This is a genomic window from Anaerococcus sp. Marseille-P3625, assembly GCF_900232825.1.
Lineage (GTDB): Bacteria > Bacillota > Clostridia > Tissierellales > Peptoniphilaceae > Anaerococcus.
The window spans coordinates 744,355-762,319 of sequence record NZ_OCTP01000011.1 but is presented as its reverse complement, the minus strand read 5'-3'; the positions used below and the strand labels follow the sequence as shown (position 1 = coordinate 762,319).

The 17,965-nt window shown below is 33.5% G+C and carries 17 protein-coding genes; 16 read left to right on the top strand and 1 reads right to left on the bottom strand.

The features are described from left to right. Window positions 1-15: 15 nt before the first annotated feature. The 12 genes from CS884_RS08845 to ftsH all read left to right on the top strand — a co-directional run bounded on the left by CS884_RS08845 (window position 16) and on the right by ftsH (window position 11,308). Window positions 16-771 carry a CPBP family intramembrane glutamic endopeptidase gene (locus CS884_RS08845; RefSeq protein ID WP_099321476.1) on the top strand — a complete coding sequence of 252 codons (756 nt, stop codon included), beginning with the start codon at window positions 16-18 and terminating at the stop codon, window positions 769-771. 54 nt (window positions 772-825) lie between these two features. Further along, a complete protein-coding gene (locus tag CS884_RS08840; protein ID WP_099321475.1) occupies window positions 826-2,046 on the top strand; it encodes a CinA family nicotinamide mononucleotide deamidase-related protein in 1,221 nt (406 codons plus the stop codon). Then, window positions 2,024-3,052, top strand: a complete 1,029-nt coding sequence (locus CS884_RS08835) for a ParA family protein (protein ID WP_099321474.1) — start codon at window positions 2,024-2,026, stop codon at window positions 3,050-3,052. The genes CS884_RS08840 and CS884_RS08835 overlap by 23 nt, the downstream gene beginning before the upstream one ends. Beyond that, window positions 3,045-3,956, top strand: a complete 912-nt coding sequence (locus CS884_RS08830) for a ParB/RepB/Spo0J family partition protein (protein ID WP_099321473.1) — start codon at window positions 3,045-3,047, stop codon at window positions 3,954-3,956. Before CS884_RS08835 ends, CS884_RS08830 begins: the two co-directional genes overlap by 8 nt. Beyond that, window positions 3,943-4,518 (top strand): cyclodeaminase/cyclohydrolase family protein, encoded by a 576-nt coding sequence (locus CS884_RS08825; RefSeq protein ID WP_099321472.1) that lies wholly within the window; start codon window positions 3,943-3,945, stop codon window positions 4,516-4,518. The genes CS884_RS08830 and CS884_RS08825 overlap by 14 nt, the downstream gene beginning before the upstream one ends. After that, window positions 4,515-5,003: a DUF4446 family protein gene (locus tag CS884_RS08820; RefSeq protein ID WP_099321471.1), complete on the top strand. Its 489-nt coding sequence runs from the start codon at window positions 4,515-4,517 to the stop codon at window positions 5,001-5,003. The genes CS884_RS08825 and CS884_RS08820 overlap by 4 nt, the downstream gene beginning before the upstream one ends. Before the next feature lie 84 nt (window positions 5,004-5,087). After that, on the top strand, window positions 5,088-6,083 hold the full coding sequence (gene pta / locus CS884_RS08815; RefSeq protein ID WP_099321470.1) for a phosphate acetyltransferase: 996 nt from the start codon (window positions 5,088-5,090) through the stop codon (window positions 6,081-6,083). A 125-nt stretch (window positions 6,084-6,208) separates the two neighbouring features. After that, on the top strand, window positions 6,209-7,543 hold the full coding sequence (locus tag CS884_RS08810) for a DUF1538 domain-containing protein (protein WP_257875776.1): 1,335 nt from the start codon (window positions 6,209-6,211) through the stop codon (window positions 7,541-7,543). Continuing rightward, window positions 7,543-8,154 carry a transcriptional regulator gene (locus CS884_RS10670; protein ID WP_180753322.1) on the top strand — a complete coding sequence of 204 codons (612 nt, stop codon included), beginning with the start codon at window positions 7,543-7,545 and terminating at the stop codon, window positions 8,152-8,154. The genes CS884_RS08810 and CS884_RS10670 overlap by 1 nt, the downstream gene beginning before the upstream one ends. Before the next feature lie 231 nt (window positions 8,155-8,385). Next, on the top strand, window positions 8,386-8,688 hold the full coding sequence (locus CS884_RS08800; protein WP_099321468.1) for a co-chaperone YbbN: 303 nt from the start codon (window positions 8,386-8,388) through the stop codon (window positions 8,686-8,688). Window positions 8,689-8,839: 151 nt separating this feature from the next. Next, window positions 8,840-9,310, top strand: coding sequence for a MarR family winged helix-turn-helix transcriptional regulator (locus CS884_RS08795; protein WP_099321467.1), 471 nt, complete (start codon window positions 8,840-8,842; stop codon window positions 9,308-9,310). Beyond that, a complete protein-coding gene (ftsH, locus tag CS884_RS08790) occupies window positions 9,311-11,308 on the top strand; it encodes an ATP-dependent zinc metalloprotease FtsH (protein WP_099321466.1) in 1,998 nt (665 codons plus the stop codon). Window positions 11,309-11,957: 649 nt separating this feature from the next. Here the strand turns inward: ftsH and uraA are convergent. Continuing rightward, complete coding sequence (gene uraA, locus CS884_RS08785; RefSeq protein ID WP_099321465.1) at window positions 11,958-13,226, bottom strand: uracil permease; 1,269 nt, start codon at window positions 13,224-13,226, stop codon at window positions 11,958-11,960. Window positions 13,227-13,432: 206 nt separating this feature from the next. Between uraA and CS884_RS08780 the strand changes: the two genes are divergently transcribed. From CS884_RS08780 to CS884_RS08765, 4 genes are read left to right on the top strand one after another with little or no spacing between them, the layout of a single operon-like run. After that, window positions 13,433-13,855 carry a PTS sugar transporter subunit IIA gene (locus CS884_RS08780; protein ID WP_099321464.1) on the top strand — a complete coding sequence of 141 codons (423 nt, stop codon included), beginning with the start codon at window positions 13,433-13,435 and terminating at the stop codon, window positions 13,853-13,855. A gap of 1 nt (window position 13,856) precedes the next feature. Continuing rightward, the gene (locus CS884_RS08775; protein ID WP_099321463.1) at window positions 13,857-14,174 is read left to right on the top strand and encodes a PTS fructose transporter subunit IIB; all 318 of its coding nucleotides are present in this window, start codon (window positions 13,857-13,859) and stop codon (window positions 14,172-14,174) included. A 9-nt stretch (window positions 14,175-14,183) separates the two neighbouring features. Then, on the top strand, window positions 14,184-15,413 hold the full coding sequence (locus CS884_RS08770) for a PTS fructose transporter subunit IIC (protein ID WP_099321462.1): 1,230 nt from the start codon (window positions 14,184-14,186) through the stop codon (window positions 15,411-15,413). Then, window positions 15,410-17,962: a glycoside hydrolase family 38 C-terminal domain-containing protein gene (locus tag CS884_RS08765; protein WP_099321461.1), complete on the top strand. Its 2,553-nt coding sequence runs from the start codon at window positions 15,410-15,412 to the stop codon at window positions 17,960-17,962. Before CS884_RS08770 ends, CS884_RS08765 begins: the two co-directional genes overlap by 4 nt. The last annotated feature ends 3 nt before the right edge of the window (window positions 17,963-17,965 follow it).

The following is a 17,965-nucleotide window of genomic DNA, read 5'->3' as shown; positions in this document are numbered from 1 at the left end:
AAGTTTAGGGAAAATATGAAAAAAATTTTAAAATTCTTAGGAATAATAATTTTACTAGCAGGCTTTGTATTTTTTTCAGAGTTACTGGCTGCCAAAGTAATTCAAATTTATGGGCAAATAAAAAAGGAAACTCTTGACATTAAGTATCAACTTTTGCTAGGGCAAATCATAAGAGGAATCATAATAATACCTATAATCTATAAGAGATCGGAAAAAACTCCTTATATAAAATCATCAGTAAAAAAAGATTTTTGGAAAATGATTGTAATTGGCTTTGGCGTTTTTTCCCTAGGAAACATTCTTGTAAGTATTTTATTATACTTTTTAAAAGATTTACCAACTATAACCAGGACCCTGGAAACTCTTGAAGAAGTTTCAAACTTTTCAAGTGGATTTTTCTTAACTTTCTTAGTTATAGTAATTTTAGCTCCAATAACCGAAGAACTTATATTTAGAGGGATTTTGTTTGAGGAAATTAATAGGATCTTTGATTATAAATTTGCTATATTATCCACAGCCCTTTTGTTTGGAATTTATCATTTTAATATCCTCCAAGGAGTGAACACTTTTGTAATGGCTCTTATTTTGGCAATAGTTTATTATTACAGGAAAAATATTCTCGACTCCATTTTAATCCACATGGTAAATAATTTTCTGGCGTTAATTTTAAGCATCAATCAAAACTTGGCAAGTCTTGTATTTATTATAGGTTTTGTTTGCATATTTATAAGCTTTATAATAATTAAAAAAATCATTAAGTCATCTAATTAGATGACTTTTTTGTTAAGATAATTTAATGGTATAATACTTTAGAATGGAGTAATTATGGATGCACAAATTTTTTCTATAGGAACAGAAATTTTACTAGGAACTATAACAGATACAAATTCAAAATTCATAGCAGAAAAACTAGCGGACCTTGGCATCAACTTATATAAAATGGAAACCATAGGCGATAATTATAAGAGACTTTATGAAGCCATGAAAGAAGTTGATGGCAAAGTCGATTACGTATTTACGACCGGTGGTCTAGGGCCGACTGCTGATGATATCACTAAGGAAGTGGCAATTGACCTTTGTGAATTATCTAACGAGGTTCAAGTTGATCAAAATAGCTACCAAGAAATTTTAAAGTTTTTTAACAACGATGAATTTAAAGCCAAAGAAAATATTAAGCAGGCTAAATTTCCAAAATCTGCAATCATTTTAAAAAACAAAGTTGGAACTGCACCAGGTTGTATTATAATGTCAAAATCTAAAACCAAATACGTTTTGCTCCCTGGACCACCAAAGGAAATGGTCCCAATGTTTGAAAATGAATTGATGAAATATTTACATAAAGAAGCTTTTTTAAAATCTGTTTTTGTAAAAACTGGACTTTTGGAAGAATGGGATATGGCTAGAAGAATTGATCTTAATAAAAGCAATCCAACCATTAGCCCTTACGTAAGCGATCAAGGCCCTTTATTGAGAATTTCAGCAATGGGAAAAAGCGAAGAAGATGTAGATAAAAAAATTAAAGAAGGTCTAGATTTAGTAGAAAATAAACTTAACCCTTTTGTTATAACAAGTGAAAATATTAGAAAAGAAGAAGTTCTAATTAATCTTTTAAGAGATAGAAACGAATTTGTCTCTACCGCCGAATCAATTACTGGTGGACTAATAGCTTCTTCTATAATAGATATTCCAGGAGCAAGCGATGTTTTAAAAGAATCTTACGTAACATATGCCAACGATACAAAAGAAAAAATTCTAAATGTTTCATGTGAAACAATTAAGGAGTATACTGTTGTTAGTAAAGAAGTCGTAAGAGAGATGGCTTTAGGACTAAATAAAATTACAAATAGTAACTTGTGTATAGCTACAACTGGATATGCCCATAAGGGTGAAGTTTATGTAGGAATTTATTATAATGGTAAAGTTAACATCAGATATTTTAAACTATCCGGCGATCGAAACCTTATAAGACAAAGAATAAAAAATTATGCTCTTGATATGGCTATACTAATAATGAGAGGTGTGTATGAAAGTAATATCGGTATTTAATCAAAAAGGCGGAGTAGGGAAAACTACAACTGTAGTAAATTTGTCAGTTGCCCTAACTTACCTAAATAAAAAAGTTTTGGTAATCGACATGGATCCGCAAGCCAACACAACTTCAGGTTTTGGCTTGGATAAATTCAGCATTGAAAATTCTATCTATGACCTGTTTTGTGATTTGACAGAAAAGAAAACAATGGCCGTAAGTGTAGATGCTGAAGAAGCTGGACAAGCTGAAAGTTCGAATGAAAATAATATTGAAAACACTGGTGAAGAAATTAAAGAAGATAAACAAGAGCCCCTAAAAGAAAATAATGAAGAAACAGAACCTCAAAAAGGCAATAGCGACGATGAAGAAGCTAATAAAGACTCGATAAAAGAAGAAGAGATAGAAAAGATAGAGGAAAATACTGCCATATATGAAATTGAAGACATCGACAAATATATTAGCACGACTGAAGTTGGGGTAGACATAATAACTTCACAGCCTGCCCTATCTGGTATAGAAGTGGAACTTGTAGACCTGGATCCTTATGAGAGAACTCAAGAGCTTAAAGAAATTATGGAAGAAATAAGGAAAAAATCTTACGACTATGTGCTAATTGATTGTCCACCATCTCTTGGGCTTTTATCAATAAATGCATTAGTTGCAAGCGATTCAATACTTGCGCCAGTGCAGACTGAATATTATGCCTTAGAAGGTGTAAGTGAGCTAATGAATACTTTTAGTCTTGTAAAAAATCAACTAAACAAAGATTTGGAAATCGAAGGTGTTTTATTGACCATGTTTGATAAAAGGACTTTTTTATCTTATGAAGTTGTCGAAGAGATAAAAAATTACTTTAAATCAAAAGTATTTAAAGTTATGATTCCAAGAACTCCAAGGCTTGCAGAATCACCAAGTCACGGACTTTCGACCATACAATACGACCCAGATTCTCAAGGAGCACTTGCTTATATGATGCTAGCTGATGAAATAATAAAAAAAGAAAGTGAGATAATAAATGACTAACAGAAGAAGCCTTGGCCGTGGTTTACATTCCTTAATACCTGAAGATCCTAACAAAAAAACTAATAAACTATTTCAAACAGACCCGGTTGCAAATAAAGAAATAGTAAAAGAGAAAAGCAGCAAAGAGATTATGGAACTTGATATAGAAAAAATTCAAGCTAGAGATAACCAACCGAGGAAATCTTTTGACGACGAATCTATCGATGATTTAGCACAATCTATTGAAAAGTACGGGCTATTAAATCCAATTGTAGTAAGAAAAAATAATGACACTTACGAGATAGTTGCAGGTGAACGCAGGTTTAGGGCAGTAAAAAAACTAGGCCTTAATACCATAGATGCAATCCTTAAAGATTACGAAGAAAAAGATGTAGAAGTTTTATCCTTGGTAGAAAATATCCAAAGAGAGGACCTAAAAGTTCTAGAAGAAGCCAACGCTTACAAAAAACTTTCAAGCCAATATAATTTAACACAAGAAGAGATTGCAAAAACCATGGGCAAATCCAGATCTTATATAGCAAATACCATGAGATTATTAAATCTTTATGATGTTGAAAAAAGAGCCTTAGATAAGGGTCAAATCTCTCCTAGTCAAGCAAGAACACTTTTATCAATTGAAGATGGCAACCTTAGATCTTTAACACTTAATGATTTTATTAACGGCTCTACTAACATAAGAAAGGTAGAAAAAAGGAAAATAAAAGAGAAAAAAATGACGGAAGCTGCCAGTGAAAATAGTACTCAATCACCTAACCTTGACGATATTTTGCTAGAAGATTTGACAGAAAAATTCATGGATAAATTATCTTCCAAGGTAACTATTGCGAAAGCTGGCAAAAATTACAAGCTAACAATTGATTGTTACAGCATAGAAGATCTAGAAAAAATTTATGAAAAATTATAAGAAAAATCTATCAAGCTTTGATTTGGAAACTTTGCTAAAGCAAGCAAGAAAATCTGATGCCAATCCTGGTGGGGGTGCGATTTTAATCATTATAAGCAACCTAGCTTTAAATTTAATCTTGATGATGGATAAAAAATCTTGGAAAGAAAAGAAAGATCAAGCAGAGATTAACAAAGAAGAAATTTTAAAATTATCAGAAAGCTTATCCTTAAATGCACAAGATGATGTTGACAATTTTGCTTATTTGATGGGAAAAATTATAGAAGGCCAAGCATTAGAAAAAGATTATTATAATGCTAGTAAGCCTTTGCTTGCTATGATTGATACGAATATCAAGGCTTTAGAGATTTTGAAATTTTACTTAGAATTTGGAAAAATTTCCACCATAACAGATGGACAAATTGCCAATGATATTCTTAAACAAACAATTATTTCAGCTCTTCCAACCATTACATTAAATTTAGAAAATTTTGATGAAAAAATCGATCTTGATAAGTATATTAATTTAGCAAATAATTTGCACAAGAAAAATACAAAAATTATTGAAAGAAGGAAAAAATGACAACAGTATATGTTATTTTGGGAATTTTGGGCCTAATCTCCATAATTGAATTTGCCATGATTCATACCGTAAACAACAAATTACGAAGACAAAAACAAAGATACGACCATTTGCTTAGGGGAACTCGAGAAGATCTAAATATTGAAGAGCTTTTGCTCAACTTAAATGATCAGATAGAATCCTCAAATTTACAACTAAAATCAGTAGACCAACGTTCAATGGAAACAAGCGATAAAACTATGGGTGCTATTAGCAAAATTGCAGTTGTTCATTATGATGCTTTCCAAGGTCAAAGTGGTGAACTTTCTTTTTCCCTATGTATGCTTGACACATACCACAACGGTGTTATTTTTACCAGCCTTTATGCCGATAAAGGGACAAACTTTTATGTAAAAGAAATCACCAATGGCAACTCTAAACAAGAGCTTTCAAAAAACGAAGTAGATGCCTTAAATAGAGCTAAAGGAAAATTTTTAAGCAAATAGAATTTTATAGATAATAATTGATTAAAGATAGGTTAATATTGGGTATAATAAAATTAGTAATTACAAAGAAACTTAGGAGGACTTATGTCAAATTCAACAATTTTACAGATGGCAACTGATTCAATAAAAGGCAAAAACTTAAAAATTGTTTTCCCAGAAGGTAAAGATCCAAGAATCTTAGAAGCCGCTATTAGGCACAAGGAAGACGGACTTCTCATTCCAATAGTTCTTGGAGATAAGGGACAAATACAAAAAGTTGCTGATGAAAATAACTTAAAACTTGGAGATCTTCAAATAATTGACCCTAATTATGATGATAATTTTAACCTTCTTGTAGAAAAATTTGTCGAAGCTAGAAAAGGCAAAGCTACAAAGATGGATGCTGAATATCTGCTAAAAAAAGATAACAACTACTACGGAGTTATGCTTGTAAAAGCTGGCCTTGCAGATGGAATGGTTTCTGGTGCTATTGGAACAACAGGTGATACAATCAGACCAGCCCTACAAATTATCAAAACCGTACCTGGAATTTCAAGAGTATCTGGAATAATGATAATGATTGGACCAAATGGAGAACAATACGTTTTTGCAGATACAGCTGTAAATATAACTCTCGAATCTCAAGAAATGGCGGAAGTTGCAATAGAAACCGCTTATACAGCTAAGTCTTTTGGTATAGATCCAAAAGTAGCTCTTTTATCTTTCTCAACCAAAGGCTCTGCTCGCCACGATTTAGTTGATAAAGTTTCCAAGGCAACAAAAAAAGCCCATGAAATAGATCCAAATGTACCATTAGATGGAGAATTGCAATTTGATGCTGCCATAGATCCAATTACAGCAAAAAATAAAGTGCCAAAATCTGAAGTAGCAGGTCATGCCAATGTATTTATATTCCCAGACCTACAAGCAGGAAATATTGGCTATAAAATAGCTCAAAGATTAGGCGGATATAAAGCTTTAGGCCCAATACTCCAAGGTTTAAATGCTCCAGTAAATGACCTTTCTCGTGGTTGTTCAGCTGAAGATGTATATGAAATTGCAATAATTACTGCTAGCCAAGCAATAAATACTGCTAATTAATATATAGTAAAAATATAGGATTTGTAAAGAGACGATCGAAAGATTGCCTCTTTATTTTTAAAAGAAAGGAGTAAATTATATTTGTTGAATATTTAAAAGATAACTCCAAAGCAGTAATACCTATTGTGATTTTAGTTTTTATACTAAATATTTTTGTAAAAGTGGAAAGCTATCTACTTATCAAATTTGTTTTGGGATCCTTGGGAGTAATTCTAGGACTTTCGATATTTCTATCAGGCATAGACCTATCTGTTTCCAAAATCGGAACTATGATGGGAGATTTTTTGGGAAGATTTGACAAAATAAGCAAGGTACTAATATTCGGACTTTTTCTTGGATTTATAATATCAATGGCAGAACCAGATTTGTTGATTCTTGCCAATGAAGTTTCACTAGAACTATCCCTAAACTCTTGGTTTATAGTAGCAATTATTTCCGCAGGAGTAGGAGTTATGATTGCCATTGGCCTTTATAGGATTTTTAAAGAAATTTCCATATCCAAACTTATGTGGATAGTTTATCTTATTATTTTTGGACTAATGGCTATTACAGATAATATTTCCCATGCCATAGCCTTTGATGCTTCAGGAGCAACGACAGGAGCTATGACAACGCCATTTATCATTGCCCTTGGCCTTGGAGTGGCAAATCTTAAAGGAGAACATGGAGAAGAAAACTCTTTTGGCCTTGTAGGAATGGCCTCAGCAGGTCCTATCCTTGCAGCTTTATTGATGAGTCTTTTCACACAAACTGGACAAATAGAAATAGCAGGCCATGAAGAAGTCTCCATAATAATTTCTGGAATAATCAATGCAAGTCTTGCAATTTTGCCACTTTCTTTGGTGTTTTTTACCATGAACCACAAATATTTCAAAATGGAAAAAGACGAGTTTAAGGAAATTCTTTTAGGACTTATCTATACTTATTTTGGACTTATTTTATTTTTGATATCCGTAGAAGCAGGCTTTATGGATCTTGCAAGAGTTTTTGGAGAATCTCTAAGAGATTATAAAATTTTGCCACTAATAGGCTTTGTACTAGGCTTATTGGTAGTTTTGGCAGAACCAGCAGTTGCAGTTTTAGCTGAACAAGTAGAAGATGTTACGGGTGGTTCAATTCCAAAAAGAAATATCTTAAAAGCCCTATCTATAGGAGTTGCCCTTGCAGTAATGCTTGCAGTAATAAGGATCAAAACAAATGCCTTTAGCCTATGGATGGTAATAGTTCCAGGATTTTTATTATCCCTAATTATTTCAAGAAAAGTTCCCCAACTATTTGTGGGCATTGCCTTTGACTCAGGAGGAGTTGCATCAGGGCCAATGACGGCAACCTTTATCTTAGCCTTCTGCCAAGGAGTAGCTGGAAATGTGGCAGATGGATTTGGTGTAATATCCTTTGTAGCCATGATGCCGGTACTGACGATAATGATTATGGGTTACCTTTATAAGGGGAGGAATTAATGAAAGAATTATTAAGAGTAATACTACCTAGAGGCAAGGGAAGCGACTTCATGAATTTATTAGATAAAAATGGAGCAAGCGCCATAACTTGCTTTTACGGTTACGGTTTAAGCAAGGGACATATAGAAAATATGCTCCACGTTGATAAAATAAAAAAAGAAATAGTAATGGCTATATTAGATGAAGAAGATGCAAGGGATTTACTTAGAGAATTAAACAAGGAAATCAAAAAAACCAACACAGCCATAGCCTTTACATCGCCCCTTGAATATAGAATTGAGGATGAGGTCAAAATGAATTTAGAATATGTAGCATTATATGTAATTGTAGATAGACACGAAGGCCAAAAAGCAGTTCAAATTGCCCAAGAAAACGGCGCAAGAGGTGCAAGCCTAGTACACGGACGAGGCTCAGCCAAAGAAGTAAAATCAATCCTATTTAACATGAACATAGAAGAAGAAAAAGATCTAGTAATAATGCTAGTAAAAACAGAACTAGCAGATCAAATAAAAAATGAAATCTATGAACAAATGCAACTAAAAGATGAAAATAAGGGTATAATATATACGTTACCAGTAATAGAAGTTAGAGGACTTATCGAACAACAATAAAGCCCGTACGAAAACTCGTCTACTTAAAGTAGACTCTCCCGTGCTTCCGCACTAAGTTTTCGGGGCAAATATGCCAAGTCAAGGCATATTTGCCTGGCTAGAGGAGGACCCTCCATGGAATGGTCGCAGGAGCGAAGCTCCGAGAAGAGCCTTTAGTTGGAAAATATATAATTTAAACGGACTAAAATTTTGCTTGATTTGTCCTAGAAAATTATCCAAAAGGAGAAAGAAATGAAAGAATTAGATTCAAAAGAATTTATTGACCAAATAGAAAATGGTAGTGGGCTATGCCTAGTAGACTTCAATGCTTCATGGTGTGGACCATGCAAAATGCAAAAGCCAGTCCTTGAAGAATTGGAAGATAAGTTTAATATATACGGACTAGATGTCGATAAAGCAAAAGATATAGCAGGCAAATACAATGTAAATGCAGTTCCATCACTTATGATATTTAAAGATGGAGTTTTAAAACAAACTTTGGTAGGATTTCAAGCTAAAGATGTCCTAGAAGAAGCTTTGAGCAAGTATTTATAGGTAATTTATAGAAAATATTATAAATTTCAAAACTTTAAAATATTAAATACTATTTTTGTAAGTCTTGTTTAAAAATAGTATTTTTTTATTGAAAAAATTAAAATAATCTGTAAAATACATCTTATAGATTAGTTTTACATAAGGAGGAAATATGACAACTGAGCATATTGATTTTTTTGAATTTAACAACACTATATTTTCAATGATTAGAGAAATTTCTCATAAGATAGATATTTTATTGCAAGATACTGCCCAAGAAATGGGCATTACAACCTTACAATTAAGGATGCTAATAACTTTGTATTCAAATGGCAAAGAAGTTTCCATAGGAAATTTAGGCAAGGCCATAGGAGTTACAGGTGGCAATATTTCAAACATTTGCAAAAAATTGGAGAAATTAGGTTTTGTAAAAAGAGTTAGATCTGAAGAAGATGAACGTGTAGTTAATGTAATGCTTACCAAAAACGGCGAAAAAGCAGCTGTTAAAGTTGGAGATTACTTGTACAAATTAAGAAATGAATTCAAAAATAATGAAGTAGATATAAATTTACAAACAATAATAGATGAATTAAAATCTTTGGATCAACTACTTGATAATTTTATTTCAAGGAGTGGTTTATAGATGGATAAAAAAAAGAACAAGACAAATAGGCCCCTTCTGTATTATTGGATAGTAGCGATAATACTTTTTGTAGTTATCCGCTATGCTCTAAGCCCAATAACAACTAAAGATCAGGCCAAAGAAGCTTCTTACAGCGAATTTGTAACTATGATTGAAAATGATCAGGTTACCGAAGTATTCAAAGATAAAACCAAATACACCTTCAAGGCCAAAGTTGATGGCAAGGAAAAAACTTTTGAAACTGGCCTTTGGGAAGATACAGACCTTACAGAAAGATTATTGAAGGCCAAAAAAAGAAATGACAAATTAACTTTTGGTAAAGAAATAGAAACTACTATGAATCCATGGTTGACCCTATTTTTAACCTCAGTTTTACCTTTACTTTTCCTTTGGGGAATATTTGTTTTTGCCTCAAGATCCCTATCAAAAACTATGGGTGGCAGAGGTGGCCCAGACTTTATGAATTTTGGCAAATCCAATGCCAAAGTTTATGTGGAAAATAAAACTGGCAAAACTTTTAAAGACGTAGCAGGACAAGAAGAAGCCAAAGATTCCCTATACGAAATCGTAGATTTTCTTCATAATCCAAGCAAATACAAGGAAATTGGAGCCAAAGTTCCAAAGGGAGTTCTTTTAGTTGGACCTCCTGGAACAGGTAAAACTTTATTGGCAAAGGCAGTTGCAGGAGAAGCCAGCGTTCCATTTTTTATAATTTCTGGTTCAGAATTTGTAGAAATGTTTGTAGGTCTTGGAGCAAGCAAGGTGCGTGATCTTTTCAAACAAGCCAAGGAAAAAGCTCCTTGTATAGTTTTTATAGATGAAATTGATGCCATAGGTAAAAAACGTGATGTTTCAGGCTATTCAGGAAACGACGAACGTGAACAAACCCTAAACCAATTACTAAATGAAATGGATGGATTTGATGCCACAGAGGGAGTAGTATTATTAGCTGCAACCAACAGACCAGAAATCCTAGATCCAGCCTTAACCCGTCCGGGTCGTTTTGACAGACGAGTTGAAGTTGAATTGCCAGATAAAAAAGGTCGTGAGGACATATTAAAAGTTCATGCTAAAAATATCAAACGTGAAGATAATATCGACTATGAAGAAATAGCAGCAAGAACAGCTGGAACAAGTGGTGCTGACCTTGCAAACATAGTAAATGAAGGTGCTTTGCGTGCAGTAAGAGAAGGCAGAAAAAAACTTACCCAAGAAGACCTTGAAGAATCAATTGAAGTTGTAATAGCAGGTCAACAAAAGAAAAATGCGGTTATTTCTGACGATCAAAAGAAAATTATCGCCTACCACGAAGTTGGCCATGCCCTAGTAGCAGCAATTCAAACCCACAAGACTCCAGTAACCAAAATTACAATCGTACCAAGAACTGGTGGAGCTTTGGGATACACAATGACAGTTGACAAAGACGAAAAATATATAATGACCAAAGAAGAACTCTTTGATGAAATTTGTACCTACGCTGGCGGTAGAAGTGCAGAAGAATTAGTCTTTAACACCAAAACCACAGGCGCAAGTAACGATATAGAACGTGCCACAGCTATGGCTAGATCCATGGTAACAATATACGGAATGGACGAAGACTTTGACTTCATGCAACTTGAACAAATTCAAGGTAGATATTTAGGTGGAGAACGTGGACTAATTGTTTCAAGTGGAACAGGCAACAAAATAGACGAAAAAGTTCAAAAAATAATTTCAGCTGCCCACATGCGTGCAATTGAAATCTTAAAAGAAAATATGGACAAACTCCACGAAATAGCAGATTATCTATTGCAAAAAGAAACCATAACAGGTGAAGAATTCATGGAAATCCTAAATAGGAAAAATAAAAGTCAAACAAGTGAAAATGAAATAAAAGAAAACACTGACGTAAACTTAAATGACCTAGAAAAAGAAGAAAAACCAAAAGAAGAATTCCCACCAATAAATAATCAAGAAGACATCAAAGAAGAAAATAACGAAGAAAACAATGAAATATAAAAGAAAATCCTCCTAAGAATAGGAGGATTTTTTGTGGAGAAAAAGAGCCATTTTAATTTCCTGTATCTTCAAAAGAACAAACTACACTAATGTGCTATACATAGTAGTATCAGTTAAAAAATTATATTAATCCCCCTGGTATCTTGAGCGGAGAACATCTTTAGATGTTCGAAGTCGAAAGATCTCATAAAAGACGGTAATCTTTTTATATTTAAGAAAATACCAAGAGATGTTTCAACTCACTCCGTTCGCTCAACATGCCAAGAATTCGCATTAAAATATGTGAAAACACTACCCAAAAAAGAATTTGCGAAGCAAACTTCTACAACTTTTGCCCCACGCAGTGGCGGCGGGGATAAAAGCCCATTGATTTTGGGTCCTGTAGGAAGCGGACGGCTAGTTTATCCCGAAAAATCAGTGCGGTAGCACGAGGAAGCTTTGAAAAAGCGATTTTTTGTAGAAAAAGGGTAAGCGGGTTTTCGTGGCAAAAGGGGTCTGTCCTCCAGTAGCCGGACGGGCTTTTAACCCCTAGCGCCTATCCCCCGAATAGGAACGAAAAAAATTAAAATTAGTATATCATAAAAGACACTAAAAATAAAAAATCCCAACAAAAAAAGACCTCTAAAAGAGATCTTTTTTCCAACAAATCTTACTCCAAATTTGACAATCCAGCTTTTTTGATTATATAAATTAGCAAGGATAGTATAATGGCAACTACTGATGATAACACCATTCCTTGTAGTTGGATGCTGCCAAATTTTATTGAAAGTCCTGATAAGCCAGCTATAAAAACTACTGATGTCAAAATTAAATTATCTGATTTTGAATAATCGACTTTTTGATCGACTAGAAGTCTGATTCCGCTTGAACCGATCATTCCATAAAGTAAGAATGTAACTCCGCCAATTACATTTCCAGGAATGGTAGAAATCAAGGCTGAAAGTGGTCCGATAAAAGCCATTAGTATTGAAATAACAGCTGCTACGCCAATAACTTTTACTGAATAAACACCTGTTATAGCCATAACTCCAATGTTTTCTCCATAAGTTGTTGTTGGAACGCCACCGATAAGTCCTGATAAGGCAGTTGAGAAGTTATCTGCAAAAATTGATCTGTGAAGGCCAGGATCTTTTAATAAGTCGTTTCCGACAATGTTACTGGTAACAACTTGGTGGCTGATATGCTCAGATGTGATAACTAACAAAACTGGAAGCATGGCAAAAATTGCTTCAGATGAAAATTTCGCCATTTGAAAATGTGGAAGGGTAAAAAAGTTTGCTTCTCTAACAGGAGTCAAGTCAACTTGTCCAGAAAAATAAGCTACAATATAGCCGACAATAATAGCAATAAGAATAGGAATAGTTGAGAAAAATCCCTTAAACATAATAGAGCCTAAAATCGCAGTCATCAAAGTTACAAGAAAAACCAACCAGTCTGTTGAGCTAACAGTATCAGTCATAATATTTGCCCCAATAGCTCCGCCTGAAATTGTATTAGAAGCAAGCTCAAAGCCGATCAAAGCAACAACTGCACCCATAGCAGCAGGTGGTAAAACAATATCAATCCAATCAGTGCCAAATTTATAAATAATATATGCCAAAAGGCATCCTAAAAGACCTACTACGACAAAAGCTCCCTGGGCGTACTCAAATCCTTGAGATTTGATAATGGCAAGACCTGGTGCAAGGAAAGCAAAACTAGAACCCAAATAAGCTGGAGCCTTAGCTTTAGTAACAAAAATAAAAAGTAAAGTACCGATTCCATTCATCAAAAGCACAATGCCAGGATCGATGCCAAATAAAATTGGAACCAAAACAGATGCTCCAAACATGGCAAAAGTGTGTTGCAAGCCCAAAGGCAAAAGCAAGGACTTTGGAATTTCATCGCCAACATTGTAAATTTTTTTCTTCTTTTCCATTATTTCCTCCTTAATTTATCTCAAATCTTCAATATTTTATAAAAAAAAATCTCATTTGTCAAATATTTTTGAAATTACGATTTAGTAAATGCAAATATAAAAATCGTTCTTTGTCTAATAATTTCAAAACTTGCACAATGTTTTGCAAAAATAAAAATTTATATAATTAGATAAAGTGTTATAATGATAAAAAGGAGGCGATTATCATGGATAAGGAAAACGTTATTACTGATCTTGATTTAACTAACAAAGATCAGGTTTTTGATTTTCTATCTAAAAAAGCAAAAGAACTTAATATTGCTTCAGATAGTGAAAAAATCAAAAATGACCTCTTGGAAAGAGAAAAGATAATGTCAACAGCCCTTGTTGAACCTTTGGCTATTCCCCATGCCAAAAGTTCTTATGTTAACAAAAATACCATCATTTTTCTAAGACTTAAACAAAAGATAGATTGGGAAGGTGTTGATGTAAAAATTGTAATTGGTATTTTTTCAAAATCAGAGGGCGGAGAGCACATCGAAACTTTGGCAAACTTATCTAGAAAATTAGTAGATAAAGAATTTATCAAATTTCTAGAAACTGCAAGTAAAGATGAAATTTATGAAAAATTAAAGGATATAGGAGAATAATATGAAAAAATTTGTTGGTTTATGTGCTTGCACCATGGGTCTTGCCCATACATTTATGGCAGCAGAATCCATGGAAGCTGAAGCAAAAAAAAGAGGCTACGAAACAAAAGTTGAAACTCAAGGCTCAGATGGAATCAAAAACGAACTTACAAGCGAAGATATAGCAAATGCTGATATCATATTATTATCAACAGCCATCACTCCACAACACATGGATAGGTTTGAAGGCTACGAAATTTACGAAGTTCCATTATCTGAAGCTATAAAAGATATAAAAACTGTCTTTGACGATATAGAAGAGGACTTAGGTATTAAATAGGAGGAAAAAATGGCAGTAACTAAAAGAAGAGTTGGAAGTTCTGATACTTCTACAAATAAATCATCAATTTCAAATAAATCATCTAACTCAAAATTTAGCGAATTTCAAAAACATTTGATGACAGGAATCTCCTACATGATTCCAGTTTTGATCATGGGTGGACTTTTGGGAGCTATTTCTCAACTTATTCCATATATGTTTATGAAAATCGATCCATCAATGTCAATTGTCGATGCCATCAACAGCGGCTCATATCAAGGAAGCTCTGAAACACTACTAAAATTTGCCTATATTTTACAAAACTTCGGTTTTAAACTATTTGGCTTTGCAATTCCAATTTTTGCAGCCTTCACAGCCCAATCCATAGGTGGAAAAACTGCCCTTATATGCGGTTTTATCGGTGGTGTTGTTGCCAATAACCCTATAGAAACCTTAAATATGGTTGATGGAGCTTATGCACCAGTTGCTCCTGCTCCTTCTGGATTTTTTGGTGGCTTATTAATAGCTTTCATGATTGGATATTTTGTTAAATTTTTAAATGAAAAAATAAAAGTTAGCCACAATTGGATGGCCTTTAAGACGACTTTCTTAATTCCTTTGGTATCAGTATTAGTTACCATGTTCTTAATGATTTATGTAATTACACCTATTGGCGCAGGCTTAAACGAAGCTGTTAAAAACTTACTAACAAGCGCAGGCAAATCAGGCGGTATCGCATATGCAATTTTACTTTCTCTAACAACTGCCTTTGACCTTGGTGGAGCTGTTAATAAAGCAGCAGGCTTTGTAGCTACAGGTCTTGCAGTAGATAAAATTATGCCACTTACAGCTAGAGTAATTGCAATTGTTACCCCATCAATAGGCCTTGGCCTATCTGCATTACTAGATAAATATATAGTAAAAAGAAGAGTTTATGATAGACAACTAAGAGAAGCAGCAAAAACTTCAATATTTTTGGCTTTCATGGGCATAAGCGAGGGAGCAATTCCTTTTGCACTTGAAAATCCAGCCTTTACAGTTCCTCTTTATATGATAGGATCTCTAATTGGAGCTTTGTTTGCAGTAGTTCTTGGTGCAGTTCAATGGTTCCCAGAATCTGCAATTTGGGCTTGGCCACTAGTAGAAAATCTTTTAGCTTACGTTGGAGGAATTTTAGTTGGCGCAGCTTTCATTGCTATAGTAAATATCCTTTACAGAAATAATCAAATCAAAAAAGGTAAATTGGTGGTTGAAGGATGAGCGATATCAAAGTAATTGCTCATACTCACTGGGATAAGGAATGGTATTTTACAGATCATAGGTCTTTGATATATTCCTTAGCCGATTTTGACGAAATAATTGATTATCTATCAGAAAATGACGACATAAAATCTTTTCTCTTAGATGGCCAAACATCTATTATAGATGATTATTTAGAATTTAGACCAGAAAAAAAAGAAAAACTTATAAAATTAATAAAAGATAAAAAATTAATTACAGGCCCTTGGTACACCCAATCCGATACACTTGTTATCGGCGGTGAAAATTTGATAAGAAACCTACTAATTGGCATGAGAGATTCAAAAAGCTTGGGAGGATATCAAAGTATCGGATATCTTCCCGATAGCTTTGGCATGAGCGAGCAATTGCCTTTAATTTATTCGCAAATGGGACTAAAATATGCTTTCTTTAGACGTGGCATTGCTGATCATCTTATCAAAAAAAGAGAATTTAATTGGATAAGCCCAAGCGGAGAAGAAATAAAAACCTTTAACCTCTACCATTATGGGATTATGGCTTATCCGCCAAATGAAGATGACGGATCTTACATTGAAAGCTTGGTAAAAAAACTTGAAGATTTTGGCAATTCCAAGCCATATATTTTATTTAACGGCGAAGATCAAAAGCCTATTAGGAAAAATTTGCCAGAAATAATTAAAAACTCAAAATACCATATAGAAATTTCTACTCTTGAAGATGCCTTAGATGACGTATTTGCAAATATAAAAGATCTAGAAACTTACAAGGGAGAATTTACTTTTGGCCAACATTCCAGAACTCACAAGAGCATATTTTCAACCAGAGCAGATCTAAAATTTAAGCACAATAATTTGGAGAGATTCTTAGCGGAAGTTATTGAACCTCTAAGTTCTATTGCCTATAAATTGGGCATAAGATATGAAAAAGAATTAATAGAAAAATGCTACAAGCTTTTGCTATTAAATTCTGCCCACGATTCCATAGGTATGTGCAATTCCGATAAGACAAATTATTTTATCGAAAATAGGTACGATACAGCCTTTGACTTATCCGACAATTTAAGAGATTTGCTAATGAGAAAAATTGGCGATGGAATTGATTCAAAGAATTTTTCCTTCCAAATTTACAATACTCTTGCCAATAGGAGAAATGCCTATGTTTCATGTGAAATACGCCTTCCATATGAAAACTTTATAATCAAAAGAGCTGGCAAAGAAATAGCTTATGATATAATTTCAAAAAAGGAAGATCCGACTATTTTAGCCAAATCCATCAAAGAAATTGGCGTAAATAACGAAAGTCAAAGCTCTTTACTAAAATACGACAAGATTTATAAAGTAGAGCTTATTGTCTATGATGAAATTCTTCCAATGGGCTATCAAAGCTACCAAGTAATTGAAACTAGCGAAAAATCTAAAGAGCCTAAGATTAGCGAGGATGATTTTATAGAAAATGACTATTACAAGATTTCTGTTGACGAAAAGGGTCAAATTCTTGTAAAAGGCGATAGCAATATCAATAAAATTTATTTTGAAGATAATGGAGATGAGGGTGATAGCTACGACTATTCAAGCCCAAACTCTGATCTTAAGATTTCAGAAGGTCAAGTTTCAAATCTAAAAGTCATTAAGGGAAATTTATTCCAAAAACTTTCCTATGATTTGACAAGAAAAATTCCAAAAGATTTGAAAAATAGAGATCAAAAAATCTTAGATACAAAGCTTCAAACAAAAGTATCTCTAGTTTTATATAAAAATAAAAAATATATAGAAATAACTTATAAAACTTTAAATAATGCGATCGAGCATAGGGATAGACTTATAGTTGATAGCAAAATTAAAACTAATCAATCGATAGCTGACCAACAATTTGGAACGATTTTAAGAGATATCGACTACGAGAAATTTGACACTTGGAAAGAAGATGGCTGGGATGAAAAGCCAAGAGGAATTGAACCTATGATTTCTTTTGCAGCCTTAGATAATCCAGAAACCGTCTACGCGATAACAAATGGCGTAAGAGAATACGAAATTTTAGATAAAAATAAAATTGCCCTAAGTCTCTTTAGGTCCACACCTTATCTAGGAAAAGCCGATCTAAATGATAGACCGGGCAGAGCATCTGGAGTATTTGAGGTTCAAATGGGACATGCCTTATTAAATAAGGAGCTTTCTTCGACAATTTATATAGGCGATATGGAAAATGATTACTATAAGATCCACCAAATCTCCAAAGAACTCCTAACAAAGCCTATAGCCTATCAGGCTGGAGAAATTTACGATAATACTGATTATTTTGTTCTTAGCAAAAATCAAACTTATCCAGAATCTTACTCCTTATTAGAAGCCAAAAATGCAATTTTCTCCACCTTAAAACTTTGCCAATATGACGATAAGCTAATATTAAGACTCTATAACCCTTATAGAGATAGAGATATTGATTTTGATTTATCCCATAAAAACGTAGAGTATTTAAAAGCGGATGAAATAAGAAAAGATGATGGCGATTTTATAAAAGCCTGTGCAATAAAGACTATAAAACTTTTATGAGGT

Bases quoted from the DNA above. Each gene is read 5' to 3' on its own strand.
- CS884_RS10670 (WP_180753322.1), top strand. From the start codon at position 7,543: ATGAAAGAATTATTAAGAGTAATACTACCTAGAGGCAAGGGAAGCGAC.
- CS884_RS08825 (WP_099321472.1), top strand. From the start codon at position 3,943: ATGAAAAATTATAAGAAAAATCTATCAAGCTTTGATTTGGAAACTTTG.
- pta (WP_099321470.1), top strand. From the start codon at position 5,088: ATGTCAAATTCAACAATTTTACAGATGGCAACTGATTCAATAAAAGGC.
- CS884_RS08820 (WP_099321471.1), top strand. From the start codon at position 4,515: ATGACAACAGTATATGTTATTTTGGGAATTTTGGGCCTAATCTCCATA.
- CS884_RS08840 (WP_099321475.1), top strand. From the start codon at position 826: ATGGATGCACAAATTTTTTCTATAGGAACAGAAATTTTACTAGGAACT.
- CS884_RS08780 (WP_099321464.1), top strand. From the start codon at position 13,433: ATGGATAAGGAAAACGTTATTACTGATCTTGATTTAACTAACAAAGAT.
- CS884_RS08770 (WP_099321462.1), top strand. From the start codon at position 14,184: ATGGCAGTAACTAAAAGAAGAGTTGGAAGTTCTGATACTTCTACAAAT.
- CS884_RS08775 (WP_099321463.1), top strand. From the start codon at position 13,857: ATGAAAAAATTTGTTGGTTTATGTGCTTGCACCATGGGTCTTGCCCAT.
- CS884_RS08845 (WP_099321476.1), top strand. From the start codon at position 16: ATGAAAAAAATTTTAAAATTCTTAGGAATAATAATTTTACTAGCAGGC.
- CS884_RS08835 (WP_099321474.1), top strand. From the start codon at position 2,024: ATGAAAGTAATATCGGTATTTAATCAAAAAGGCGGAGTAGGGAAAACT.
- CS884_RS08795 (WP_099321467.1), top strand. From the start codon at position 8,840: ATGACAACTGAGCATATTGATTTTTTTGAATTTAACAACACTATATTT.
- CS884_RS08800 (WP_099321468.1), top strand. From the start codon at position 8,386: ATGAAAGAATTAGATTCAAAAGAATTTATTGACCAAATAGAAAATGGT.
- uraA (WP_099321465.1), bottom strand. From the start codon at position 13,226: ATGGAAAAGAAGAAAAAAATTTACAATGTTGGCGATGAAATTCCAAAG.
- CS884_RS08830 (WP_099321473.1), top strand. From the start codon at position 3,045: ATGACTAACAGAAGAAGCCTTGGCCGTGGTTTACATTCCTTAATACCT.
- CS884_RS08765 (WP_099321461.1), top strand. From the start codon at position 15,410: ATGAGCGATATCAAAGTAATTGCTCATACTCACTGGGATAAGGAATGG.
- ftsH (WP_099321466.1), top strand. From the start codon at position 9,311: ATGGATAAAAAAAAGAACAAGACAAATAGGCCCCTTCTGTATTATTGG.